Below are 25,728 nucleotides of genomic sequence, written 5' to 3'. Positions count from 1 at the left end.
AAAAAAAAGGCAGACCGCGTCTGCCTTTTTCTTTCTACCATATTCCTAGTACTTTCCACCATAATCCGCCGATCACAAGCCATACGATGATATGAACAATCGACAGGATAAATCCGATGGACCACCATTTGCCTTGCGGGATATAGCCTGCTCCGAAGAAGACCGGGGCCGCTCCAGAACCGTAGTGGGTCGTTGATCCAAACAGGTTGCTGAAGAACGCGAGACTCAGCGCTGCTAAAAGCGGCGGTGCGCCCGCTGCCACGACGACAGCCAAAAATGCAGAATACATCGCACTAATGTGTGCTGTCGCACTCGCAAAGAAATAGTGTGAATAGAAATACACAACAATTAGGATTAAGAATGCTACAATCCAAGAGAATCCTGATACTGAGGATTTCATGGCGTTACTGAACCAAGACACCATGCCTAATTCATTCAGGAAGTTGGCCAGCATGACAAGCGCCGCAAACCAAGTGAGCGTATCCCAAGCGCCCTGTTCCTTTTTGATATCATCCCAAGTCAGAACCTGTGATAATAAGAGAACGGCCAAACCGATCAATGCGGTTGTGGTTGCGTCGATGTTGAAGCTGCCGCCAAAAATCCACAGCACAAGCACTAAAAGAAACACAATAACCATGGAAAGTTCTGATTTTTTGAACGGTCCCATTTCTTTCAGTTTTTCTGTTGCGATTTTCGCTGCATCCGGTGTTTCTTTAATTTCCGGCGGATACAGTTTGTAAATCACAAGCGGCGTGATGATTAAGCTTACAAGTCCCGGTACAATCGCGGCAATTGCCCAGCTTGTCCATGTTAAGTCCACCCCTGCGACATCATGGGCCAGCTTGGCAATCAGCGGGTTCGCCGCCATCGCTGTCAGGAACATAGCAGATGTGATCAGGTTCCCCTGAAAGCCGGTTTTTAATAAGAATGCACCGATTTTTCTCTCTGTTCCATTTGCCGGGCTTGATCCGAATGTTTCGGATAATGATCTGATAATAGGAAATATAATGCCTCCTGCACGCGCCGTATTACTTGGAATGGCAGGTGAAAGTATTAAATCACTGAACAGCAGTGAATAAGAAAGTCCAAGGGTTTTTTTCCCGAATTTCTGAACGAATACATACGAAATTCTCGCACCGAGCCCGGTTTTGATAAATCCCCGGGAAATAAAGAATGCGATCACGATAAGCCAAATGGTCTTATTCCCGAATCCGATTAATGTATCCTCAATGGATAGTGTTCCAGTTAGTGCAGTAACCGCCAATGCAAAGATTGCAATTGCACCCATTGGCAAGGGCTTGGAGATAAAGCCGATAATTGTCGCGACAAAAATCGCAAACAAATGCCAAGCTTTAGGTTCAAGTCCGGACGGAGCGGGAATAAACCAGATGATTAGTCCCACAGCGACAGTAATAAGCAATGGAACAAGCTTTACTGCTGACTGTTTTCCTGCGTCTTTTTCTGAAGCCATAAATAGGTCTCCTCCTATATACTTGTTTTCCGATCCCCTTTTCCATTCTACTCCTTAACTAAGTTAATAAACATTTTAATTAATTAAAAAACACAAAGGTTGGCAACCTTTGTGTTTTTCACTTTCTTAATTTAATTTACCCGCACCCGCTTGATTTATAACATTCGATTTCACATTAGCAGAAGCATCAATCGATCCATGCAGAGACGGCGTCCAGCCGACAGAAGAGCTCAGCCCGTTTGCAGCCGATGCGTTGATCTGTGCGCCGTTCAGCAATGTGCCTGAGTCATATAAAGCCGTTCCCCCACTGAATACGCTGATCGTTTTAGCAGCTGACAGTCCCGGTACGTCAATGACATTGTTTTGGGCATAGATTTTAGAAGACTTTCCGATTCCCCACGCGTAACTGAAAGGATAACTTGAAGAGCTTGTGCTTCCTTCATAATAGTTGTTGTACACGTGCACTTGCCCGAAGCGGACTCTCGGCGCGCGCTGGACAATATTTTTATAGCGGTTATGATGCAGCGTAATTTTTAATTTGCCGTCATCAGAGGTTTTGCTGTCACTCGATCCGAAGATGGAGCTTTTATCATGATCGTGATAATAGTTGTAAGACATCGTAATATAGTTAGCACCGTTGGAAGCATCCGTTTGGCCGTCATGGTGCTGATATTCTCTTCCATAATATTCCGGTGATGTGCTGTCCGGACGCGAGCCGTCGTTAAACGTACAGTGATCGATCCAAATGTGCGTACCGCCGTTTATCGTGATGTTGTCGTATTGTGAGTTCCAGTTCCCTGAGCTTCCGTCAGTCGGATCCCATTGCGGAAAATAATCATAGGCATCCTGGAATTCAATGTTGCGGATAATGACGTTATCACTCTTGATTTGGAAATTTCCGCCCACGACTTTGGCGTTAGTCCCTGAACCGACGATTGTCGTGTTTGCAGGAATATCCACCATGACCCGTGCTTTTTGGTTTTTCTGAGAGCGTGCTCTCGCTTCTTCTTGTGTGCCCGACGGCTCTTTTTTGCCCCACGTGCTAGGATCATAGGCTTTCAAATATTTGTCCAAATCGTACTCCGGATCTTTATAGTCATTTAGGCCAAGCGGCTTCAGATTGTCATCTACGTTCATGTCAATCGTTCCCTTGATATAAATGATTTTTGGTGTTGTGTTGGTATCCTTCCCTAATGCCGAGACAAGCTGGTTTCTGTTGCTGACGGTATATACATTCGAAGATGACGCTTTTGATCCGCCTGTCGTACCGGTTGAGTAGGCGCCCCAGCCATCATTGGATCCTAACGTCTGGTGGCCTAAATCAGCTGCGTTCGCGCCAGCTGGAGTCAACCCTAAAAACAGAGCCGTAGCTAACATCACTTTTTTCATTCACTATGTACCCCCATTTTCTGTTTTGTGAGATTTTATTCCAGTTTCTCACAAAAATATAATAGCAAATTGAGGGACATCCAGAACCGAAAATGTTCCGCTATCTTATTGCGGCATTCTGCAGAAGATCCGCCGCAAAGACCGCAAAAAAAACCAAAAGGCCGTCAATTGGCCTTTTGGTTTTTTCCCCTGCTTTATGCCCAAGCTTTCACTTTTTCATTATCTGTCACAAAGAGAAGCACTTTTCCTTCATCTAAGCGTTTTTCAAATTGAGCGGCTTCATCTTCAGAAAAACCGATTTCGTGAATTTTATTGCGGAGCTCGTCTCCTTTTTTATTGAAGATATTTCCTACTGCGTGCTTCAAACCTGTTTCTTTGGCTCCGATCGTGTTGGCATTCGTGTTGTCTGCCAGGCGTTCCGTTCTGTCATCGTCGTGAGCTAAGACGTATACATCCTCTTTCGCCACACCCATTTGCTGTAATTCCTCTACATCCTTCATGAGCTGTTCGTCATTTGTATACTCTTTTACAACTGGTTTCATTTCGATATTCCTCCTTCTTGTTTTCTATATTTCTTTCATACCCGTTCGTCTGTACCTGAAACAGATTCCAGAACATTGAAGAGAAAAACAGGAAGAATGGTAGTAGCTATTTATTTTCCGTCCATGGTAAAGTGATAGGACCGGGACCCATTTTCAGAAAAGTCAAAATCTAAGAGAAGCCGCTGCACGGAGCACACGACCATGAATTGCTGCCTTTATCCGTACGAGCAGGAGGTATGTCTAATGCAATATTTTTCACCAGAACAGCAATACAATGCTTGGATTGTAAGTGATTTAGTCAAACAGATTTTCCATAAGCGTGCCGGATGTTCGCCAGGAATTCACGAGCTTGCAGTTTTTGCCGAGGAGCATTTTGATATCGATATCGACTTTGTTTTCTCGATTATTATGAATATCGGCGATATTGAGTTTGCGCTTGCGGACGAAATAGAAACGAAATTGTCCGGTTATCTCAACACTCTCCTCCCTTATGTCACTGCTGAGATGTTCGAAACCTCTAAAGCCAATGCCCATGCGTTTTTGTCTCGAAGACACGGTAACGCTGCATACCACTTATTTGTATCTGATGATGCTTTTATGAGAAAGCAGTGAAAAAGCGGCTTTCTTTACTAAAAAAATATTGACATGATAAGCCATGCTATTATAGTGTTACATGTGATAATGATTCTCATTACTAAAACTAAAAAAAGGAAGAATGACATGCGCACCTATTCTAACAAGTTGATTGCCATCATGAGTGTTTTATTGCTCGCCTGCCTCATTGTATCCGGCTGTTCATCAAGCCAGAATAACAACGGAAGCAGCGAAAGCAAGTCTAAGGATTCCAGAGTGATCCATGACGAAGAAGGAAAAACGACAATAAGCGGCACACCTAAGCGGGTGGTTGTGCTTGAGCTTTCATTCTTGGATGCCGTTCACAATCTCGGCATGACGCCGGTGGGCATCGCCGATGACAACAAAAAAGATATGATTAAAAAGCTTGTCGGCAGCTCCATTGATTACACATCTGTAGGCACACGCAGCGAACCGAATCTTGAGGTCATCAGTTCCTTGAAGCCTGATTTAATCATCGCTGACGCTGAGCGCCATAAAAACATTTATAAACAGCTGAAACAAATCGCCCCGACGATTGAATTAAAAAGCCGTGAAGCGACATATGACGAAACAATCGACAGCTTTACAACCATTGCAAAAGCATTAAATAAAGAAGATGAAGGAAAAGAAAAGCTTTCCGATCACAAAAAAGTCATCAACGGCCTGAAAGCCGAACTTCCGAAAGATGAAAACCGCAACATCGTTCTCGGCGTTGCAAGAGCGGATTCCTTCCAGCTTCATACATCATCATCCTATGACGGAGAAATCTTTAAAATGCTCGGCTTTACACACGCTGTGAAGTCAGATAACGCCTATCAAGAGGTCAGCCTCGAGCAATTGAGCAAAATCGATCCTGATATTTTGTTCATCTCAGCCAACGAAGGCAAGACCATTGTAGACGAGTGGAAAACGAACCCGCTCTGGAAAAATCTCAAAGCGGTGAAAAATGGACAAGTCTATGATGCGGACCGTGACACTTGGACAAGATTCAGAGGCATCAAGTCTAGTGAAACAAGCGCCAAAGATGTGCTTAAAAAAGTGTATAATAAATAGGACAAATGAGAAGCGAGGGGAAATCCTTGCTTCTTCGTTTTTGCAACCAGACGCAGTAAGGAAGTGAGACTGTTGTATCATTCAGCCAAACGGCGCTCATCATCAAGACTGATGATGTTCATCATTGCACTGATCATTTTTATATTTGGGCTTGGGCTGAATCTTTCAGTAGGAGCCTCAGACATCGGCATCATAGATTCATTGAAATATCTTTTTGTATGGGACGGTTCAAAGGAACAGCTCATCATCTCTACTCTTCGCCTTCCCCGCACATTAATCGGCGTTTTTGTCGGCGCCAGCCTAGCTGTAGCAGGGGCGCTGATGCAGGCTATGACGAGAAATCCTCTGGCTTCACCCCAAATTTTCGGTGTGAATGCGGGTGCATCGCTTTTTGTCGTTGCTTCTCTCGTCATTCTGCCGGCATCGCCCTATTCTTCTGTTCTTTTCGCTTTTGCGGGTGCGGCGGCAGGCGGCGCGATTGTGTATATGATTGCCTCATCCGGCGGCATGACACCTGTCAAACTGGCGCTGTCAGGAATGGCCGTGCACTTGTTCCTCTCCTCCATGACACAGGCCATCATTATTTTAAATGAGTCAGGTGAGGATGTTCTGTACTGGATGACAGGCGCAATCGACGGCAGCAACTGGCAGGACGTCTTGACCATCGCTCCGTTTTCTGTCATTGGCATCGGGCTTGCTCTCGTATTTTCCGGTTCTATTTCTGTTCTCGGTCTCGGAGACGAAACAGCAAAAGGGCTTGGACAAAATATGAACGGCATCCGGATTCTGATCAGTTTGATTATTTTAATCCTTTCCGGCGCTTCCGTAGCCGTCGCCGGGCCGATTGGCTTTGTCGGGCTGCTCGTCCCGCATATTGTCCGCAAGCTGATCGGAGAACATTATCAATACGTGCTTCCGTTTTCGGCACTGTTCGGTGCCATTTTGCTGGTGTACGCAGATGTTCTGGCCAGATGGATTGCATTTCCTTATGAATCACCGGTCGGCATTGTCACCGCGATTATCGGAACGCCGTTTTTCTTATATTTGGCAAGGAAAGGGCGACACCTGAAATGAAGAAAACAACCAGAAAACAAAAACGCCCCTTGCTGGCGATAATCATATTGGCCGTGATTTTGATCGTTCTGTCCGTCATCAGCATCGGAATCGGTGCATTATACATTTCACCTGAGGCGGTGGTGACGAATTTGCTGGGTCTGGATCATTCCTTTGAATTTATCATCCAGCAATATCGGCTTCCCCGCATTATCTTAGCGATTCTGGCCGGTGCAGGTCTCGCCGCTGCCGGAGCGATTTTACAGGGCGTGATCCGAAATCCGCTTGCTTCCCCGGACGTTGTCGGCATTTCAAAAGGGTCTGGACTTGCGGCGATGGCTGTGATTCTCATCTTTCCTGAGTCGCCGGTATACGTGCTTCCGTTCTCCGCATTTGCCGGAGCAGCCATTATTGCTGTACTATTGTTAATGATAGCCCGAAAAAAGAGCATTCAGCCCTCTTCACTGGCTTTATCAGGCATTGCCTTAGGCGCGGTCTGCCACGCCGGAATGCAATATATGATGGTCAAGTTTCCGGGCGACGTGAATGCTGCACTCATTTGGCTGACAGGCAGCCTCTGGGGAAGAAACTGGGAAGAAGTCAAGCTGCTTGCGCCATGGCTTTTGATTCTTTTTCCGATCGTCTGCATTCTCATACCGAAGCTGGATCTTATGTCACTCGGTGATGAGCTTGCGCAGGGTCTCGGAGAAAACGCAAACCGGCTGAGATTCATCCTGATTTTCACCGCGGTTGCGCTGGCGGGAAGCTGTGTAGCCGTCGTCGGCTCAATCGGTTTTATCGGCTTGCTTGCTCCGCATATTGCCAGACGGCTTGCCGGAGAAAAAGCTAAATATTTACTGCCTGCATCGGCATTGATTGGTGCTATTATATTATTAATTGCAGATACTCTAGGGCGCGGCCTCATGCCTCCGGTTGAAATACCTGCCGGAATACTGACAGCCGTGATTGGCGCGCCTTATTTCTTATATTTATTGAAATTCGAAGCGAGGAAACAGTAGGGAGAGGATACCATGGGAAAACTGGCTGCAGACCAGCTCACTCTTTCATATGACAGCACAGTGATTATTGACGGAGTCGACTTAAAGATAGAAGAAGGAAAAATCACTGCGCTCATCGGCGCTAATGGCTGCGGTAAATCAACAATCCTCAAATCGCTCGCCAGGCTGATGGCCCCGAAAAGCGGTACAGTGCTATTAGAAGGGAAAGACATCCACCGCCAGCCGTCAAAAGAAGTCGCAAAAAAGCTGGCCATTCTTCCACAAGCTCCTCAGGCTCCTGAAGGATTAACGGTAGAGGAATTATGCTATTTCGGCAGACATCCTCACAAAAAGCTGTTATCCAAGCATACGCAAGAGGATCACGACATGGTAGAGTGGGCGCTGGAAGCAACAGGTATGATTGAACTGAAGGATCGGACACTTGATGCCCTCTCAGGCGGCCAAAGACAAAGAGCTTGGATTTCCATGGCACTTGCCCAAGGAACCGATTTGCTTTTGCTTGATGAGCCGACCACGTACTTAGACATTTCACATCAAATTGAAGTGCTTGAGCTGCTGAAAAAGCTGAACCGCGATCATGGCCGCACCATTGTCATGGTGCTCCATGATTTAAACCAAGCCGCTCAATATGCTGACTATCTGATCAGTGTGCTGGATGGAAAAATATATAATGCCGGAACGCCGGAAGATGTATTTACCCAGCCATTTTTCCGTGAAGTCTTCGGCTTGGAATGCTGCATCATGAGAAGCCCGATCGACCAGAAGCCAATGTGCCTGCCGACGGGACTGTGCCCGAAATTACGGGCGAAATGAAAAGGAGAGGTAGATCCTCTCCTTTTTATTTTGCCAGCTTACCTTTTGTATTTCCTCTCCTGTCCATGTTACAGTGGTGTCAACCAAGTGATAGGAGGATGAAAATGACAGCATCTCAGCAGCAAATTCAATTAGCAAGACGTCCGCAAGGTGTTCCTGTTCATGAAGACTTTCGCTTTGAAACCGTTCCGGTTCCTGAACCGAAGCAAGGGGAAGTGCTTGTCAAAACGCTATATATATCGGTTGATCCCTATATGCGCGGCCGTATGCAGGATACGAAATCATATGTTGAGCCATTCGCTTTAAATGAAGCGCTCTCTGGCGGGGTTATCGCTGAAGTTGTGTCAGACGGGAATCATCTAAAAAAAGGCGATATCGTCATCGGAAACCTCAGCTGGCAGGAATATTCCGCGGTAAGCGAGTCTGCCTTGCGAAAAATTGATACAAGCCTTGCTCCCGCTTCTGCCTATCTCGGCATTTTGGGGATGACCGGCTTAACGGCATACTTCGGATTGCTGGACATCGGGCGCCCGAAGGAAGGCGAAACCGTGGTTGTCTCCGGAGCTGCGGGAGCCGTCGGTTCAACAGTCGGGCAAATTGCCAAAATCAAAGGCGCACGAGTTGTCGGTATCGCGGGCTCTGATGAAAAAATCGACTATTTAAAACAGAAGCTTCAGTTTGACGAAGCCATCAATTACAAAACAGCGGATGATATCCAAAAAGCGCTTCAAGACGCATGTCCTGACGGTGTCGATGTGTATTTTGACAATGTCGGCGGACCGATTTCAGACGCGGTCATGAATCTGCTCAATGAATTTGCCCGCATTCCGGTGTGCGGCGCCATTTCTTCCTACAATGCAGAAAGCGAAGCAGATGACATGGGCCCGCGTGTGCAATCAAAGCTGATTAAAACCAAGTCGCTGATGCAAGGCTTTATCGTCAGCGACTACTCCGATCGTTTTCCTGAGGGAGCAAAACAGCTGGCCGAATGGCTGAAGGCTGGTAAACTCCATTACGAGGAAACCATCATAGAAGGCTTCGAAAATATTCCTGATGCGTTTCTCGGCTTATTTAAGGGAGAAAATAAAGGGAAACAGCTGATCAAGGTCAGCGATCCGAGCTGAAGATGAAAACGGGAGGGCTTTTTGCCCTCCTTTTGTGTTTATTGAGGTCAGCTGCGAAAAATCAGCGTAAGAAAACCATCTTCATCTGGTTTCGTGTCCTCCAAAATGAACCCTGCTGCCTGAAAGCAGGCTAAACTGATTCGATTGTCTTCTTCAATGCATGCCACCCATTCCCGCACTTTAGTAAAATCAGGTTCGGTCAGCAGCTTTTGTAATATCCGTTTCCCGTACCCTTGAAGCCGGTACAAAGGATTGACGATCAATCCAATATACGTCCGCTCCTCCCCGAACTCAATAACGGCCATTCCTGCCGGCAGCTGCCCATCATACGCCATGATGATGGTATCGTGTTCATCTTTATTTACTCGTGCATACCACTCATCTAATGGCAGCATCCCATCCATTCTCCGCCTGGTATCCTCATTTTCAAACCAGTGTTCAAGGATTTTAAGCTCTGGCTCTTTCACTGCTTGAAACCTGTCTATTGAAGCCATCTTCCCACCTCCGAGCGAAACCTTTTCTATTATTTTACAACAAAAAAGAAGGGCTTTTCGCCCTCCTTTTTATTTCGTCTTCAGTTTTCCGCCTGCATACACAGCTTCACTCAGCTCAACACCAAGCTTCTTCGCCGTTTTTTTCAGCTTTGATTCCTCCAATTTTGTCACAAGGCTCAGCACGTTGCCTTCTTTTCCGGCCCGGCCTGTTCGTCCTGATCTGTGGACATAGCCATCTTCATCAGGAATATCAGCATGAATCACGTATGGCAGGTTTTCAATGTCTAAGCCGCGTGCGGCAATGTCAGTCGCCAATAAAAGCGGGAACTCTCCGTCTTCGAATGCGGCAATGATTTTAGCCCGCTCCATTTTTTTCGCTTCGCTGTGCAAAACGCCGAGTTCAACGTGGTGATATGCCAGCTTTTCGGCATATACACTCAGGTTGCCGATATCTCTCACAAATACGAGCGCCTGCATGCCTTCAAGCCTTGACAACTTTTGCAGCAGCTTTACTTTGTCACGCTGGTCGCAAATGAGATATTGATGCTTCACTTTCCCGGCTTCCGTCTTGCTTCGCTGCACCTTCAACACCTCAGGCTCTTGCGCCAATTCGCGGAGCACGTCCTCTGTTTCCTTTTTGAGCGTGGCAGAGAAACATAGAAGCTGGCGCTCTCTCAATGTCGTTTTAATGATTTGCTTGATCGTTTCGCGATGCTCCGGCAGGACAAGCTGATCCGTTTCATCAAGCACGATCGTTTTCACTTCATGCATTTTGAGTTTTTTTGCTTTAATCAGTTCAAATACCCTGCCTGGCGTGCCGACGATGATATGCGGGTGTTTTTTCAGCTTTTCAACCTGCTTCTTCACATTCGCCCCGCCGATTAAGGAAGCGGCGCGCAGCTCTGAGCCCGCTTTCCAATCCTGAATCACTTGAAAAATCTGCATGACCAGCTCACGCGAAGGCGCTAAAATGACTGCCTGCGGATGCTTCTGGTCCGGCTTGATCCGCTCCAAGACCGGCAGCGCATACGCCAGCGTCTTCCCTGTGCCTGTCGGCGATTCCGCGATGACATCCTTTCCGTCCAAGATCAGCTGGGCAGCCTGCTCCTGTACAGGAGTTGGCTTTTGAAAGCTGGAAGCATTCCAATTCTCTTGTATAAATGATTGTGCATTATGTAAAAATGGCCAAGTTTGCGTCATTTTCGTTCTCCTCAATTCCTGAAATCTACTCCATAGTATCTCAAAACCTCGCCCGGAACGCAATTTTTCTTTTTCTTTCCTATACCTTTCAACATTCCGAATCCTCCTTTATAATCAAAAGGGTGAATATTACACGCCGATTGAGCGTGTTTGATAAACGATAGAGGTGTAAACATGAGTATTTTATCTGTAAAGGATTTAAGCCACGGCTTCGGGGACCGGGCCATTTTTAATAACGTCTCCTTCCGCCTGTTAAAAGGCGAGCACGTCGGGCTGATCGGCGCAAACGGTGAAGGAAAATCAACCTTCATGAATATTATTACCGGAAAGCTTGAACCTGATGAGGGAAAAGTCGAGTGGTCAAAAAATGTCCGTGTCGGCTATCTTGACCAGCATACCGTGCTTGAAAAAGGAAAATCCATTCGTGACGTCCTGAAAGACGCGTTCCATTATTTATTTGCGATGGAAGAGGAAATGAACGAGATTTACAACAAAATGGGTGAAGCTGATCCCGACGAACTCGAGAAGCTGCTTGAAGAAGTCGGCGTGATTCAAGACGCGCTGACGAACAATGATTTTTATGTTATTGATTCCAAAGTGGAAGAAATCGCCCGCGGCCTCGGCTTGAGTGATATCGGTTTAGAGCGCGATGTCACCGATTTGAGCGGCGGACAGCGCACAAAGGTTCTTCTCGCCAAGCTGCTTCTTGAAAAGCCTGAAATTCTGCTTCTCGATGAGCCGACCAACTATCTTGATGAACAGCATATTGAATGGCTGAAACGCTACCTGCAGGAATACGAGAACGCGTTCATCCTGATTTCCCACGATATTCCGTTCTTAAATAGCGTCATCAACCTGATTTATCACGTTGAAAATCAAGAGCTGACACGCTATGTCGGCGACTACCATCAGTTTATGGAAGTCTACGAGGTGAAGAAACAGCAGCTTGAAGCGGCCTACAAAAAGCAGCAGCAGGAAGTCGCAGAGCTGAAGGATTTCGTTGCCCGCAACAAAGCGCGTGTCAGCACGAGAAACATGGCGATGTCCCGCCAAAAGAAACTCGATAAGATGGATATGATCGAGCTTGCGGCAGAAAAGCCAAAGCCGGAATTCCACTTCAAGCCGGCGAGAACGTCAGGCAAGCTGATTTTTGAAACGAAGGATCTCGTGATCGGTTACGATTCCCCGCTGTCCCGTCCGCTCAACCTCCGCATGGAGCGCGGCCAAAAAATCGCCCTTTACGGCGCGAATGGGATCGGAAAAACGACGTTGCTGAAAAGTTTACTTGGCGAGATCCAGCCGCTCGAAGGTTCGGTTGAACGCGGCGAGCACATCTATACCGGCTATTTCGAGCAAGAGGTCAAGGAAACAAACAACAATACGTGCATTGAAGAGGTATGGAGCGAATTCCCTTCTTATACGCAGTATGAAATCCGTGCCGCACTGGCAAAATGCGGACTGACGACAAAGCATATCGAAAGCCGCGTCTCCGTATTAAGCGGAGGCGAAAAAGCGAAAGTCAGATTGTGCAAGCTAATCAATTCGGAAACAAACCTGCTGGTGCTCGATGAGCCGACAAACCACTTGGATGTCGATGCCAAGGAAGAGCTCAAGCGCGCCCTCAAAGAATACAAAGGCTCGATTCTGCTTATTTCCCACGAGCCAGAGTTTTATATGGATATCGCGACAGAAACATGGAACTGCGAGTCTTGGACAACGAAAGTGCTTTAAACCGAAGAAAACCCGCCTGCTGAAGGGCGGGTTTTTTACTGCCATTTTTTCTGAACGATTCTCAAAAGCTCTCTGTCTTTTAAAATGAGCTGCAATGGCGATGTGCATTCATCTAGTGTCAGCTCTCTTTTGGCAGACAATTCAAAGTCCTCCTCATCAGCCCAAGCGGTGAACCACTCTACAGAAAAGCTGTTTTTCATGACGCTGTGTATGTATTGATAGAGCGTTTCTAAACATTTCTGTTCATATTCGTCAGGCTTTGCCTTCATGGCAAACGTCCCCTCTACAGCATGAACCATCACTTGAAATGGCAATTGTAAATGAACGGACACATTCTCAGCTCCTACAAGATAAATCCCAGCCGCATCAATGCCTGACCGTAGCGGATGCCCTTTCCGCGAACGCCGTTCTTGCTGACCGAAAAAACCGGTTTCTAAAGGGATTTTAGCTGTTAAGTAGTAAAATTGTGTCATAAAGACTTTCCTTTCCTGCGCCAATTCGATTATGATGCATTATAACAAATAAAAAGACACTGCATATGCGCAGTGTCTTTCTTTATTAATGCCCCGCCTTAATTCCGGCAAGATGTTTACGTCCCATGAGAAGGACAAGCATGCCGACAAAAACGACGATACCGCCGACTGTATATGGTGTGCTTGCGGTGAAGTGTTCTGACAGCATTCCCGCAATCCACGGAGCGAGTGCGCCGCCGATGAAGCGGACTGAGCTGTAGGCTGAAGACGCGATTGAGCGTTCAACCGGCGCAGAACCCATCACAGCGGTTGTCATGATCGTATTCACCATACCGAGGACAGCACCAGCGACAACGATACATGTAATAATCAAAGTCTGATGGTCTGTCCAGATCCCCATAATAACGAGAATGGCCGCAAAGGCGATAAAGAGAACGACGAGCGAACGCACTGTGCCCAGCGCTTTGTGCACGAGCGGCGCCGTAAAGACTGACGTAAGCGCCAGCAGAAGGCCCCAGCCGAAGAAGACATATCCAAGACCGTGTTCATCCAAATCCAGAACGAATGGAGAATAAGCAAGCAAAATAAAAAATCCAAAGTTGTATAAGAATGCCGATACGGCCATCGTTAAAAGGCCTTTATATTTGAGCGCCTTCATCGCATCAAACACACCGACGCGTTTCACCGGTTTCGGTAATCTTGGCAGCATGAAAGAAATCGCGATTAACGCAATAAACATCAGGACAGATACTCCGAAAAACGGTGCGCGCCATGAAATGCTTCCAAGCTCTCCGCCTGCAAGCGGTCCGACAGAAATCCCAAGACCGAGCGCAGCCTCATACAAAATAATCGCTTGGGCGCTTCCGCCGACTGACACGCCGACGATAACCGCAAGCGCTGTGGAGATAAACAAAGCATTACCTAATCCCCAGCCGCCGCGATAGCCGACTAGCTGAGCAATTGAACTTGAGCTGCCGCCAAGCCCCGCAAACACAATAATAAAAATAAGTCCGAGAATTAATGTCCATTTCGCGCCGATGCGGCTGGAAATGGCTCCTGAGAAAAACATCATAAAGCCGGTAACAAGCAAATAACTTGTAAACAAGAGTGATACTTCACTAGGTGAAGCATGTAATTGTGCGGCAATTGCCGGAAGAATTGGATCGACCAGCCCGATTCCCATAAAAGAAATCACACAGGCAAACGCGACAGCCCATACCGCTTTCGGCTGGCTGAGCAAGCCTGTTTTCTGATTCACTTGTTTTGTTTTATCCATTTGACCTGACCTCCATTTTTATTCCATTAAAAGAAACGCTACAAAAATAGCGTTTAACAAACTTTTCATTCGATTGATTGAATGCCACGTTCCGCTTTTTCTTTCATGCCCTGCAGATGTTCTTTAAAGCTTTGGAATGTGCGGATTTTCTCATCAATCAAACCCAGCTGGTGATTCAGGGTTTCCTGAATTTCCTCCAGTTTTTCTTTCCGTTCCTTAGGATCCAGTGACAACAAATACCCCTCTTTGTTTAACTCTAGCTGACGGCTGGTTTCCATGAAATGCTGAAGCTCCTGAAGGGAAAAACCGAGCACCTCTTTTGTGCTGATGACTTTCTCAAGCTCCTCCATATCATCCTCTGAATAAAGCCTTACACCGCCGTCTGTCCGTTTCGGCGCCGGAATCAAACCGATTTCTTCATAAAACCGGATGGTCCGCTTTGTCAGCCCGCTTCTTTTGGCCACTTGATCAATCTTCATCCATTCCAAGGTAAATCCCCCTTCGCCGTTTCTGTTACCATTATACACCTTTTGAACCTTAACGTAAACGTTAACTTTTGAAAAGCAATAAAAAAAGACGAGCAGCATAAAGCACCCGTCTTTCACTTTCCTGTTTAAGCTAAACTTCCCGTCAATGACAGAGACTCTTTTTGAAGGCTTTCAGAAAGCACTCGATACGCGATCACTTTCTTCTTGTACTGTTTTACGACGTCGATATGGTCATCGTAGCGGTATACAAACAGCCTCACATCATGTTTGCCTTTTTTCGTATCTATCACCAGCGGCGTGCCGCCGTTTTCCGGATATAAATAACGCTCTTCGTCACCTGGGTAAATATAATATTTCTCCAGGAAGACAGCTTCGTTAAATTGATCAATCACTTTCTGCTTCTCTGTACCCTCGAGACGTTTTCCGTCTAGAGAGAGGCTCGCATTTTCATCACTAAGCTTGGCGTGCACTTCAAATTTGCTGAGCAGCCATTCTATGACGCCTGTAGGAAGACAGGTTAATACGATTTTCACCAGACTCATGAGAATTAACATCACGATCGCCCATGTCATACTTCATCATCTCCGTTAGTTTTCCATGTGCCGCTGACACACAATTCCATCCTATCATAAGCAGGCCGATTCGTTTTTGTACATTATGTGAAAAAAAGCGCGGCCTGCTGCGGCCACGCTTTTTAGCTTTCCAGTTCTTCGATCATGAGGGACAATTCTGTCCAGCGGTCCATCGCAGCCTCAAGCTCTTCCGCCGTTTTCGCCTGCTCGGCCATCAGCTCTTGGATTTTGCCAAAATCACTGCCTGCTGCGGCGATGTCAGCTTCGAGCTGTTCATGTTTTTCTTCCAGCTGAGCAATTTTATCTTCGATGCCGTCCCATTCCAGCTGGTCTTTGTAAGAAAGCTTTTTCCGTTTTTTCTTTGGCTCGGCTTCAGCCGGTTTTGCTTCAGCAGCCGATTTTTCAGTTGTTTTTTTCGCTTTTGACTCTTCCATATAATCGCTGTAGGAGCCTTGGAAACGGGAAATGACACCATTTCCTTCAAACACAATCAAACGGTCGACGACGCGGTCAAGGAAATAGCGGTCATGGGATACGGTAATGACGACGCCAGGGAATTGGTCGATGTAATCCTCAAGAACGCTTAATGTTTCAGTATCCAAATCGTTCGTCGGCTCATCGAGAAACAGGACATTCGGCTCCTGCATGAGAACCTGTAGCAAGTATAAACGGCGTTTTTCCCCGCCGGACAGCTTGCGGATATACGTCTGCTGCATTGAACGCGGGAAGAGGAAACGCTCCAGCATTTGTTCAGCTGTAATGATATCGCCATCTACTGTTTTTACGACCTCCGCCGTTTCTTTTATATAATCAATGACCTTTAACTCACCATTCATTTCACTATGATCCTGGGTATAGTAGCCGATTCTGACCGTCTGTCCGATCGTAATATCGCCTCCGTCCGGCGTATGACGGCCGGCAAGGGTGTTTAACAGCGTTGTTTTCCCGATGCCGTTCGGCCCGATGATTCCGATCCGTTCACCCGGTATGACAAGTTCATTAAAGCGGTCGACGAGCATGCGGCCGTCATAAGCGATCATGACGTTCACCGCTTCAATGACCTGTTTGCCGAGACGGTGCGAGCCAATCGCAAAATCGAGTGAACCCGATGACTGAGGGCCTTTCTGCTCTTTAAGCGCTTCTACCCTGTCAATTCTCGCCTTTTGTTTTGTGGATCGGGCTTTCGCTCCTCGTCTGAGCCAAGCCAGTTCACGGCGCAGCAGGTTTTGCCGCTTCGTTTCCTTTTGCTCAGCCTGCGCTTCCCGTTCCGCTCGTTTTTCTAAAAACACTTCATAGTTGCCTTTATACGTGTAGAGGCTGCCTCGTTCTAACTCATAAATGCGGTTCGTGACACGGTTTAAGAAATATCTATCGTGCGTGACCAGCATAACAGAGCCGGGATATTGGCTTAAATATCCTTCAAGCCACTCAATCGTTTCATTATCCAAATGGTTTGTCGGCTCGTCCAAAATGAGCAGATCAGCGGGCTGAATTAAGTTTTTGGCAATGGCTACCCGTTTTTTCTGGCCTCCTGAGAGCTCGTTGACCGGCTTTGTTACATCGTTGACACCCAGCTTAGTCAGTACGGTTTTTGCCAGGGTGTTTGCATCCCATGCGTTGTTTCCGTCCATTTTCGCCTGCGCTGCCAGCAGGTGTTTCTGGCGCTGTTCATTTTCGGGATCTTTCCCCAATTCATGCAACGCTTTTTCATATTCACGCAAGGTTTTCATCACAGCCGATTCACCGGAATAGATATGCTCCAGTACTGTTTGCCCCGCGGGCAGCTCAGGGTCTTGATGAAGAAATTCCACGTGCACGCTTCCGGATTTCGTGATTTCTCCTTCTTCGATAGATTCCAGGCCGGCAATCACTTTCAGCAGCGTTGATTTCCCTGTTCCGTTCGGCCCGATTAATCCGATTCTCTCATTCTCTTCAATATGAAAGGAGATATGGTCGAATAATGTTTTATCTCCGTATGTTTTATAAAGGTTTTCCGCTTTTAATATGCTCATGGTTCCTATCAATCCTCACGTAAGTTCATGTGTACATTTTAAATCAGCCGCTGGAATAAAACTAGTAAAACGTCAGACGAATTTCATGGAAATGCGGGATAATAAAAAGACCGGGGACGTTTGTCCCCGGTCTCTTACTCTTCCTCAAGCGCTTTTTCTGCCATTTTTGCAAGATGCTGCGCGCTTCCTGAAATCTCCTGCATCGTGGCGGAAATTTGTTCAACGGCAGCGGCTTGTCCGTCTGTATGCTGATTGATTGACTCAATGGATTCCTCCAGCCCTTTTAGCAGGCTGTGGATTTTTTTCGTAATCTGGTCAATTTGGCCGACATTGTCTTTTGAATGCGTCGCCAGCTTTCTGATCTCATCTGCAACGACAGAGAAACCTTTTCCGGACTCCCCTGCTCTTGCCGCTTCGATCGCGGCATTCAAGCCGAGCAGATTGCTTTGGTCAGAGATGCCTTTAACAGTGACTGAAATATCGGCGATTTCACCGGCGCTTTCGCTTACTTTTTTCGCCTGTGAGGAAATGCCTGACATTTGAGTTGAAAACCCGTTAATTGATTCAGAAATGTCGGAAATGGCCGCGGCCGTTTGTTCAACAACAGCCGATAAGCTTTCTGCCACATCATGCAGCTTTGATGACTCCTCAAGGCTCGTACCGAGGCCAACGCCTCCAATGACTCTTCCATTCTCGTCGTGGAGCGGGATGGCACGGGCGATCAACGGGAAGCCGAACAATTCTTTCGGAACCATGCTCGTTTTCTTCTGATTGCTGCGGATGGCATCTGTGATGATATCCCCTTCCTGCAGCGGATCGCCGGCTTTTACATTCAGCGAAAAGGTTTTGGCCGGTATGTTCACGAGCAGCTTTTCCGTATCATAAATGCCGATTGTAATATCATCCTGAACCAGGCTGTTTAAATAAGGGGCTACTTTGATAAATGCGTCCAGAATATCTGCCGTTTCTTTTTCCGTTTTTATGCTCAATTCCATTCACTCCTATTCATTAATAAGGGAAGCTGCGTTTTTCGTGCTGAACCGAGATCCATTTCAGCGTTGTAAATTCTTCAAGGCTCCACTCACCGTTCAAACGGCCGAGGCCTGATTGCTTTTCACCGCCGAAGGCTACATTCGGTTCATCATTAATGGTCGTGTCATTAACGTGAATCATGCCTGTTTCAATGCGTTTCGCAAAAGCCACGCCGCGCTCAAGATTTGACGTATGTACGGCACCGCTCAATCCAAACGGCGTTTCGTTTGCGATATCCACCGCTTCGTCTTCTGAATCAAACTTCATAAAGGAGACGACCGGCCCGAACAGCTCTTCCTTGGCAATGCTCATGAACGGTTTGACGTCTTTTAAGATCGTCGGTTCCACAATCGTCCCGTTAAATCCGCCAAGCTTCACCGGTACAGCGCCTTCTTCAATTGCTTGCTCAACAGACTTCATCAGCCCGTCCGTCTGTCTGCTGTTGATTAATGGCCCGATAATCGTATCAGGGTCCATTGGATCGCCGACTTTCAGCGATTCCACTTTTGCCTGATAGAGCTCAAGGAACTTATCATAAATAGATGAATGGACAAGCACGCGATTGGCTGACATGCAAATTTGTCCTTGATGTGTAAATCGGCTGAACACCGCAGCGTTGACCGCATATTCTATATCTGCATCCTCAAGCACGATGAAGGCGCTATTCCCGCCAAGCTCAAGAAGCGGCTTTTTAAAATGCTTCATCGCAAGCTGCCCGATGTAGCTGCCGACTTTCGTAGAACCGGTAAATGAGATAATTCGCGGCACTGGATGCTCAACGAAGCTGTCTCCGATTTCAGCAATGTCTGTGACAACAACATTCAGCAGACCCTCTGGGATTCCCGCGTTCTCAAAAATTTTCGCAATCAGCGTTCCGCCGCATATAGGCGTTTCCTCATGCGGCTTTAACACAACGCCATTGCCGGCTCCGAGTGCAGGCGCCACTGATTTCATAGATAAAAAGAATGGGAAGTTAAATGGACTGATGACACCGACAACACCTGCCGGCACGCGATATAATCTGTTTTCCTTTCCGTCTATTGTGGACGGAAGAATTTTACCTTCCATGCGGACAGGGAACGTTGCCGCTTCTTTTATGATGTTTTTGACAAGACCGATTTCAAAGGCTGCTTTGAGCCTTGTTCCCCCAAGCTCTTCCATAATCAAATAAATGATGGCTTCTTCGTTTTCTTCGATATACGTGACGGCTTTTTCTAGAATGGATCTTTTTTCGAACGGATTGACCGCATCCCATTTTTTCTTCGCCAGCGCCGCTGCCCGGTACGCTTCATCTACATCGTCAGCAGTCGCTTTACGGAATGTTGTGAATGTTTTTTGAGTATAAGGATTTTTGTTTTCCAATACATTTGGGCTGCTGCCCTCCTGCCATTTCCCGCCGATATACTGTTTATTCAACTCTTCATATTGAAACATGGTCAGCATCTCCTTTATAACCGCAAATCAAAATATGGGCGAATCTATTTTTTCTATCGGTTCATCCTGCATAAAATTGAATATTAGATTAGTAAAAATTGCTATCCTATGATACGACAACGCTGTTTCGCTTCTATCGTTTAAAGCAGAAAAATATTTTATTGACTGCGTCAAATTTCGACAATATAATACAACAAGAACTGTATATAATGATTAGAATATTTTGAATATTTCCAGGAGGAACTTTTGATGAGTTCATTATTTAGAAAAAAACCGCTTGAAACATTGAGTGCGCAGAGCAAGTCAAAAAGCCTTGCCCGTACGTTAAGCGCATTTGATTTAACCTTGCTCGGTATAGGTTGTGTCATCGGTACAGGGATTTTTGTCATTACAGGAACAGTGGCAGCGACCGGTGCAGGTCCCGCCCTCATCATATCGTTTATTTTAGCAGGGCTCGCCTGTGCGCTGGCTGCATTCTGTTATGCTGAGTTTTCGTCTTCCATTCCGATTTCGGGAAGCGTGTACTCATACTCATACGTGACACTTGGAGAGCTGCTCGCCTTTTTGATCGGATGGGATCTCATGCTTGAATATGTCATTGCACTGTCGGCAGTTGCCACCGGCTGGTCTTCCTACTTTCAATCGCTGCTTGCCGGCTTTAATCTCCATCTTCCGGCTGCACTGACAGGAGCGCCGGGAAGCACGCCGGATGCCGTATTTAATCTTCCGGCTGCAGTGATCATTCTCCTCATCACTGCGATTGTCAGCAGAGGCGTCAAGGAAAGCACACGCTTTAACAACGTCATCGTACTGATGAAAATCGCGATCATTTTATTGTTCATTATTGTCGGCATCGGCTATGTGAAACCGGACAACTGGTCACCTTTTATGCCATTTGGGATGAAAGGCGTCATTCTGAGCGCTGCCACTGTTTTCTTCGCGTACCTTGGGTTTGACGCGGTTTCTAACGCTTCAGAGGAAGTGAAAAATCCACAAAAAAACATGCCCGTCGGCATTATTTCAGCTCTAGCCGTCTGTACGGTTCTGTACATCGCGGTATCGCTTGTGCTGACAGGCATGATGCCTTATGCCAAATTGAATGTCGGAGATCCGGTGTCCTTCGCGCTGAAATTCGTCGGACAGGACGCTGTCGCCGGAATTATTTCTGTTGGTGCGATTATCGGGATTACGACGGTGATGCTCGCTTTGCTGTACGCTCAGGTCCGCTTGACATTTGCCATGAGCAGAGACGGCCTTCTGCCTGGCTTGTTCGCAAAGGTGCATCCGTCATTTAAAACGCCGTTTCGCAATACATGGCTCACAGGGATCGTTGCAGCGGGAATCGCCGGGTTTATTAACCTCGGAACGCTGGCTCATCTGGTGAACATGGGAACACTTGCCGCGTTTACGGTCATTTCCATTGCTGTCATTGTGTTAAGAAAGAAACATCCTGAAATCAAAGCGTCCTTCAGAGTGCCATTCGTTCCGGTTGTGCCGATTATCAGCGCAGGCATCTGCCTCTGGTTCATGTACAGCCTTCCCGGCGTCACATGGCTTTCATTTGTCATCTGGATCGCTGTCGGAACGCTGGTTTACTTCCTATATTCGAGAAAACACAGTTTATTAAACAAATAATCTCTTTTTCAGCCGGCGCTGCCTCACTCATCCGCCGGCTTTTTCCTTTTTTTATGTGCTATACTTTGAGTACATATGAGAAGGGAAGACACACAGATGAAACAATACCGCACTTTATTATTTGATGTAGATGATACCATCCTTGATTTTAAAGCGGCAGAAGCTTTGGCCCTGCGTTTGCTGTTTGAAGATCAAAACATTCCTTTAACAAGTGACATAAAAACGCAATATAAAGCCATCAATCAAGGTCTCTGGAGAGCCTTTGAAGAAGGAAAGATAACACGGGATGAAGTCGTGAATACGCGTTTTTCCGCTTTGCTTAAGGAGTACGGTTACGAGGCGGACGGCGCTTTGCTTGAGCAAAAATACCGCAGCTTTCTTGAAGAAGGACATCAGCTAATAGACGGTGCTTTTGCTCTCATCTCTAATCTGCAGCATCAGTTTGATTTGTACATCGTGACAAACGGCGTGTCTAACACACAATACAAGCGTCTCCGTGACTCAGGATTATTTCCGTTCTTCAAGGACATTTTCGTTTCTGAAGACACAGGCTTCCAAAAGCCGATGAAAGAATATTTCGATTACGTGTTTGTACGGATTCCCCAATTTTCAGCAGAGCACACATTAATCATTGGGGATTCGTTGACTGCTGACATTAAAGGCGGCCAGCTCGCAGGGCTTGATACTTGCTGGATGAACCCTGAGATGAAGCCGAATGTGCCAGAGATCATCCCAACCTATGAGATTCGTAAGCTTGAAGAGCTATATCACATTTTGAATATCGAAAATACCGTCAGCTGCTAATCGGCTGACGGCGTTTCTTTCATAAAAGTCTTTTTTCCTCTTGATAAATTCTTCACCTTATGAATAATATGATGGTATGCTTTGGCTATATATGTAAGGAGGAGACTCAATTGGCTATCGCCGCCCCGTTAAAAGAAAAAACAGTTCAAAAACCCGGCACCACGGTGTATCCGATTTTGATTATTATCGGAATCTGCCATATGCTCAACGATTCGCTGCAGGCCGTGATTCCGGCCATGTTTCCTATTTTGGAACGCTCCATGAGCCTGACGTTTACACAGCTCGGCATCATCGCTTTCACATTAAACATGGTGTCATCCGTGATGCAGCCTGTCGTCGGCTGGTATACCGATAAACGGCCGCGGCCGTACGCGCTTCCAGTCGGTTTGACCGCCAGCATGCTTGGCATTTTGGGTCTTGCATTCGCCCCGTCATTCATCACGATCTTATGCTGTGTGTTTTTCATTGGATTAGGCTCAGCCATTTTCCATCCGGAGGGCTCTCGTGTGGCGTATATGGCCGCCGGCACAAAACGCGGACTCGCCCAGTCGATTTATCAAGTGGGCGGAAACTCAGGCCAGGCGATGGCGCCGCTGATTACCGCACTGATCCTTGTGCCGCTAGGGCAATTCGGCGCTGTTTGGTTCACGCTTGTCGCCGCGCTTGCTGTTATGTTTCTCATGTATATTGCGAAATGGTACGCCTCACGTCTTGGCAGCCTCGCCCAGAAATCAGGCAAGCAAAAGAAAACGGCTGAAAACACAGCCATCACCAAATCTGTTATATCTGCTCTTATTATTATTATATTTCTCATTTTTGCGCGTTCCTGGTATACGAGTGCGATCGGCAACTTTTACACGTTTTACGCGATGGATACATATCACGTAAGCATTCAGCAGGCACAAAGCTATATTTTTGTCTTCTTGCTGTTTGGCGCGATCGGCACGTTTCTCGGCGGCCCGCTTGCAGACCGTTTTGGAAAACGCTTCGTTATCCTCGGTTCGCTGTTATGCTCGGCGCCGCTGGCGATTTTGCTGCCATTTGCCGGCCCGGTTCTCGCCTATGGCGTGCTCGCATTGATTGGCGTGGTTCTGATGTCGAGCTTTTCCGTAACGGTTGTCTATGCACAGGAACTAGTTCCTGGAAAAATCGGCACAATGTCTGGGTTAACCGTCGGGCTTGCCTTCGGGATGGGCGCGATCGGCGCTGTGGCGCTGGGCGCTCTGATTGATGCAGCGGGACTGACCCCGACGATGATCGCCATTGCCTTTCTCCCTGTCCTCGGCATCCTTGCCTTCCTATTGCCAAGTGACCAGAAGGTGAGAGAATGGCATAGCTAAAAAACCCTGCCCAGCGGCAGGGTTTTTTTAATCCAGCTGTATAAAATGAGTGTCAGGCACTGCATGCTTCGGGATAAATCCGTCCGCAAAGTCTGGAAACGCGGACTGTATTTCATCAATCCATTTTTTCAGATTTAATATATACGGCATATAAATCATCTCAATTGTCGCTTCATCTTCAATCCGGTAGTACCAACAAAGATTAAACTCTTTTTCTGTCACCAGTGTAAACCCAGAGAAATGATAGAAAATCAGCGGCGTTTCATCTATATACACGCGGCCGTCCTTTTGCCCGACCTTATAGTTTTCGATATTCCAAAGCGCTGTATTGGCTCCTATTGACTTGACAACATGAACACCTTTAAACTGTGCCGGCCATTTCTCCACATATCTTTGATCACCATATGTCTTTCGTTCTGTATCCATTTCGACCGTACAAAATGCAATACAGTCCTGTCTCCACTGCCATACCGCTTCATATGCTTCCTTTGTATTACCGGCACCGACAAAGCCTGTATTAAAGCGTCCGGTTCGGTCGTAGTAGGACGTGAAACGCGGCGAATTACGATGATCAGTCAAATACAGAGACGCCGTTGGGTTTTCTGCAAAAATACGTGCCGGATCAGAAAAGAAAAATAGATCCGTATCCATATGGGCAAAGTATTCAGCGTTATCCCACTTGCTCATCACATGAAACAAAAAGGCGGGCTTTAACGTCCAGCAATATTCATGAAACGTTCTGTTGCTTTTTGCTTTCAGCAGCTCCGGGTCTTCCATTTCATGCAGCTGCACAAAGCTGACATGCTCCCATGGAACGTGCTGAAGCAATTCGTACGCTTTCTGGTCGACACACAGCACATATAAATGAAAATCATCGCAATGCTCATGGAGAGAATGAATCATGGGCATGAGCTTAAAGATATGTGTCCTTGACACTATCGTTGAAAAATGAAATGTACTCACTTATACCACATCCAATGATCTAAGATCCACGTGCAGCAAATCGTTGACAAGCGCATACAGTGCGTTGGCGAAATCGTTCACGCCTAGCTTTTTCTTCGCTTTTGGCAGAAGCTTGCGGACAGTTTGTAAATCAAAGCTTTCCGCCGTCACCCTTGGGGATTTCTTTCGCCAATCCGGATCAATATTGCGCTCTTTAACAACATGCAGAAGCTCAAGAAACAGATTCAGCAGCAGATCATATTTCTGAGATTCCAGCAGCTTTTGAATATCATCCATGATTCTGTTCGTCATGTCAGGCGGGAACGGCCCATTAAAAGCGAGATGAACGTCTAAGGACCGGATATTGTTGTATTTATCGCACATATAGGCAATGTTTGCCCGAATATCGTCTACAGACTTACAATTGCTTGGATGCTCCTGATGAACACTGACAATATCGCGCCGAAGCCTGAAGGTCAATCCGGCCTGATGAAGCCTGATGCCGAGATCATAATCCTCAAACCCGTACCGCACAATGCCCTCATCAAATAAACCGAGATCAACGACATGCTTGCGTTTAACAGAGGAATTATTCGTGATAAAAAAGCGCCATGGCATATGATAGCCTTCCAGATCATCTCCGTACTCATCTAAAATCTGCTTGAGCACGTCAATAAAGTCGGTATTAAGGTCAAAGCTTTTATCAAGAAAGCTTCCGTTTTTAATGTCCGCTTCCTCCAGCAGCTTTTGTTTGTCTTTTTTCGGCATTTCATCTGTGAGCTTTGCGAGCTGTTCCTTATGCTCTTCTTCAAATCGTTCATAATAAAAACTGTAGATCCGCTTCCAAAACAACCCGCACACGACGAGATTCTCTTCATTCTCATGGGCTTTAATATGTTTTGCCACAAGGTCCTTCGCCGCAAGCATATCGCTGTCATGGAAAATCAGGATATCTCCTCTGGCATTGCGCAGCGCCTGATTTCGACCGTACGCAATCCCCCTGTTTTCTTTAATCCGGGTAAAAATCAGCGGAAAATCCGCTTGAAATGATTCAAGCATTGAGAGCGTTCCGTCCTCAGAGCCATTGTCCGCTACAATGACTTCGAATTCTTCATCGCACTCCTGCTGGTTTAATGACAGAAGGCTATTATAAAGACGCTCCTTTGAATTATATGCAGGAATAATAACGCTTGCTTTCACTTCATTTTCACTTCCT

At 46.6% G+C, this 25,728-nt stretch carries 23 protein-coding genes and 1 pseudogene; 10 read left to right on the top strand and 14 right to left on the bottom strand.

Annotated features, from left to right (window positions below; genetic code table 11):
- Positions 1–34: 34 nt before the first annotated feature.
- From MY9_RS04360 to MY9_RS04350, 3 genes are all read right to left on the bottom strand, one after another.
- The gene (locus MY9_RS04360) at positions 35–1,471 is read right to left on the bottom strand and encodes an anion permease (protein ID WP_014663179.1); all 1,437 of its coding nucleotides are present in this window, start codon (positions 1,469–1,471) and stop codon (positions 35–37) included.
- Positions 1,472–1,597: 126 nt separating this feature from the next.
- Positions 1,598–2,860, bottom strand: a complete 1,263-nt coding sequence (locus MY9_RS04355; RefSeq protein ID WP_014663178.1) for a pectate lyase — start codon at positions 2,858–2,860, stop codon at positions 1,598–1,600.
- 194 nt (positions 2,861–3,054) lie between these two features.
- Positions 3,055–3,402 (bottom strand): general stress protein, encoded by a 348-nt coding sequence (locus MY9_RS04350; RefSeq protein WP_014663177.1) that lies wholly within the window; start codon positions 3,400–3,402, stop codon positions 3,055–3,057.
- Positions 3,403–3,645: 243 nt separating this feature from the next.
- Here MY9_RS04350 and MY9_RS04345 point away from each other — a divergent pair, with 243 nt between their 5' ends.
- From MY9_RS04345 to MY9_RS04320, 6 genes are all read left to right on the top strand, one after another.
- A complete protein-coding gene (locus MY9_RS04345; protein WP_014663176.1) occupies positions 3,646–4,014 on the top strand; it encodes a DUF3212 family protein in 369 nt (122 codons plus the stop codon).
- Between the two features lie 108 nt (positions 4,015–4,122).
- On the top strand, positions 4,123–5,070 hold the full coding sequence (yfmC, locus tag MY9_RS04340) for a Fe(3+)-citrate ABC transporter substrate-binding protein YfmC (protein ID WP_014663175.1): 948 nt from the start codon (positions 4,123–4,125) through the stop codon (positions 5,068–5,070).
- Between the two features lie 72 nt (positions 5,071–5,142).
- Entirely contained in the window at positions 5,143–6,144 is a 1,002-nt protein-coding gene (fecD, locus tag MY9_RS04335; RefSeq protein ID WP_040083854.1) for a Fe(3+) dicitrate ABC transporter permease FecD, read from the top strand.
- Positions 6,141–7,142 (top strand): Fe(3+)-citrate ABC transporter permease YfmE, encoded by a 1,002-nt coding sequence (gene yfmE / locus MY9_RS04330; RefSeq protein WP_014663173.1) that lies wholly within the window; start codon positions 6,141–6,143, stop codon positions 7,140–7,142. The genes fecD and yfmE overlap by 4 nt, the downstream gene beginning before the upstream one ends.
- A 12-nt stretch (positions 7,143–7,154) precedes the next feature.
- Positions 7,155–7,955: a Fe(3+)-citrate ABC transporter ATP-binding protein YfmF gene (gene yfmF, locus MY9_RS04325; RefSeq protein WP_014663172.1), complete on the top strand. Its 801-nt coding sequence runs from the start codon at positions 7,155–7,157 to the stop codon at positions 7,953–7,955.
- A 104-nt stretch (positions 7,956–8,059) separates the two neighbouring features.
- Positions 8,060–9,079, top strand: coding sequence for an NADP-dependent oxidoreductase (locus tag MY9_RS04320; protein ID WP_014663171.1), 1,020 nt, complete (start codon positions 8,060–8,062; stop codon positions 9,077–9,079).
- A gap of 47 nt (positions 9,080–9,126) precedes the next feature.
- Here MY9_RS04320 and MY9_RS04315 read toward each other — a convergent pair whose 3' ends face one another.
- Both MY9_RS04315 and MY9_RS04310 read right to left on the bottom strand, forming a co-directional pair.
- A complete protein-coding gene (locus MY9_RS04315) occupies positions 9,127–9,573 on the bottom strand; it encodes a GNAT family N-acetyltransferase (protein WP_014663170.1) in 447 nt (148 codons plus the stop codon).
- Between the two features lie 69 nt (positions 9,574–9,642).
- Positions 9,643–10,773 (bottom strand): DEAD/DEAH box helicase, encoded by a 1,131-nt coding sequence (locus tag MY9_RS04310; RefSeq protein ID WP_014663169.1) that lies wholly within the window; start codon positions 10,771–10,773, stop codon positions 9,643–9,645.
- Between the two features lie 174 nt (positions 10,774–10,947).
- Here MY9_RS04310 and MY9_RS04305 point away from each other — a divergent pair, with 174 nt between their 5' ends.
- Positions 10,948–12,504 (top strand): ABC-F family ATP-binding cassette domain-containing protein, encoded by a 1,557-nt coding sequence (locus MY9_RS04305; protein ID WP_014663168.1) that lies wholly within the window; start codon positions 10,948–10,950, stop codon positions 12,502–12,504.
- Between the two features lie 118 nt (positions 12,505–12,622).
- On the opposite strand, the pseudogene MY9_RS21060 reads toward MY9_RS04305, so the two are convergent.
- The 7 genes and pseudogenes from MY9_RS21060 to yfmT form a co-directional block, all read right to left on the bottom strand.
- Positions 12,623–12,773: pseudogene (locus MY9_RS21060) on the bottom strand (hypothetical protein).
- A gap of 289 nt (positions 12,774–13,062) precedes the next feature.
- Complete coding sequence (locus MY9_RS04295) at positions 13,063–14,253, bottom strand: MFS transporter (protein ID WP_014663166.1); 1,191 nt, start codon at positions 14,251–14,253, stop codon at positions 13,063–13,065.
- A 65-nt stretch (positions 14,254–14,318) separates the two neighbouring features.
- A complete protein-coding gene (locus tag MY9_RS04290; RefSeq protein WP_040083865.1) occupies positions 14,319–14,741 on the bottom strand; it encodes a MerR family transcriptional regulator in 423 nt (140 codons plus the stop codon).
- Positions 14,742–14,866: 125 nt separating this feature from the next.
- Positions 14,867–15,313, bottom strand: coding sequence for a YfmQ family protein (locus tag MY9_RS04285; protein WP_014663164.1), 447 nt, complete (start codon positions 15,311–15,313; stop codon positions 14,867–14,869).
- A 122-nt stretch (positions 15,314–15,435) separates the two neighbouring features.
- Entirely contained in the window at positions 15,436–17,325 is a 1,890-nt protein-coding gene (locus MY9_RS04280) for an ABC-F family ATP-binding cassette domain-containing protein (RefSeq protein WP_014663163.1), read from the bottom strand.
- A gap of 134 nt (positions 17,326–17,459) precedes the next feature.
- The gene (locus MY9_RS22095; protein ID WP_373925650.1) at positions 17,460–17,864 is read right to left on the bottom strand and encodes a methyl-accepting chemotaxis protein; all 405 of its coding nucleotides are present in this window, start codon (positions 17,862–17,864) and stop codon (positions 17,460–17,462) included.
- A gap of 469 nt (positions 17,865–18,333) precedes the next feature.
- Positions 18,334–19,791: a benzaldehyde dehydrogenase gene (gene yfmT, locus MY9_RS04270; protein ID WP_014663161.1), complete on the bottom strand. Its 1,458-nt coding sequence runs from the start codon at positions 19,789–19,791 to the stop codon at positions 18,334–18,336.
- 249 nt (positions 19,792–20,040) lie between these two features.
- Here yfmT and MY9_RS04265 point away from each other — a divergent pair, with 249 nt between their 5' ends.
- From MY9_RS04265 to MY9_RS04255, 3 genes are all read left to right on the top strand, one after another.
- Positions 20,041–21,426 (top strand): amino acid permease, encoded by a 1,386-nt coding sequence (locus MY9_RS04265; RefSeq protein ID WP_014663160.1) that lies wholly within the window; start codon positions 20,041–20,043, stop codon positions 21,424–21,426.
- 96 nt (positions 21,427–21,522) lie between these two features.
- Entirely contained in the window at positions 21,523–22,230 is a 708-nt protein-coding gene (locus tag MY9_RS04260; protein ID WP_014663159.1) for a YjjG family noncanonical pyrimidine nucleotidase, read from the top strand.
- 110 nt (positions 22,231–22,340) lie between these two features.
- Positions 22,341–23,570 carry an MFS transporter gene (locus MY9_RS04255; RefSeq protein ID WP_014663157.1) on the top strand — a complete coding sequence of 410 codons (1,230 nt, stop codon included), beginning with the start codon at positions 22,341–22,343 and terminating at the stop codon, positions 23,568–23,570.
- Positions 23,571–23,597: 27 nt separating this feature from the next.
- Here the strand turns inward: MY9_RS04255 and MY9_RS04250 are convergent, their stop codons facing one another.
- Positions 23,598–24,533: a putative nucleotide-diphospho-sugar transferase gene (locus tag MY9_RS04250; protein WP_041521266.1), complete on the bottom strand. Its 936-nt coding sequence runs from the start codon at positions 24,531–24,533 to the stop codon at positions 23,598–23,600.
- Complete coding sequence (locus MY9_RS04245) at positions 24,534–25,712, bottom strand: glycosyltransferase family 2 protein (protein ID WP_014663155.1); 1,179 nt, start codon at positions 25,710–25,712, stop codon at positions 24,534–24,536. It abuts the gene before it with no gap.
- Between the last annotated feature and the right edge of the window lie 16 nt (positions 25,713–25,728).

The organism is Bacillus sp. JS (assembly GCF_000259365.1).
GTDB lineage: Bacteria > Bacillota > Bacilli > Bacillales > Bacillaceae > Bacillus > Bacillus stercoris.
The sequence above is the reverse complement of the archived record's forward strand: the minus strand, read 5'-3'. Positions and strand labels throughout refer to the sequence as shown.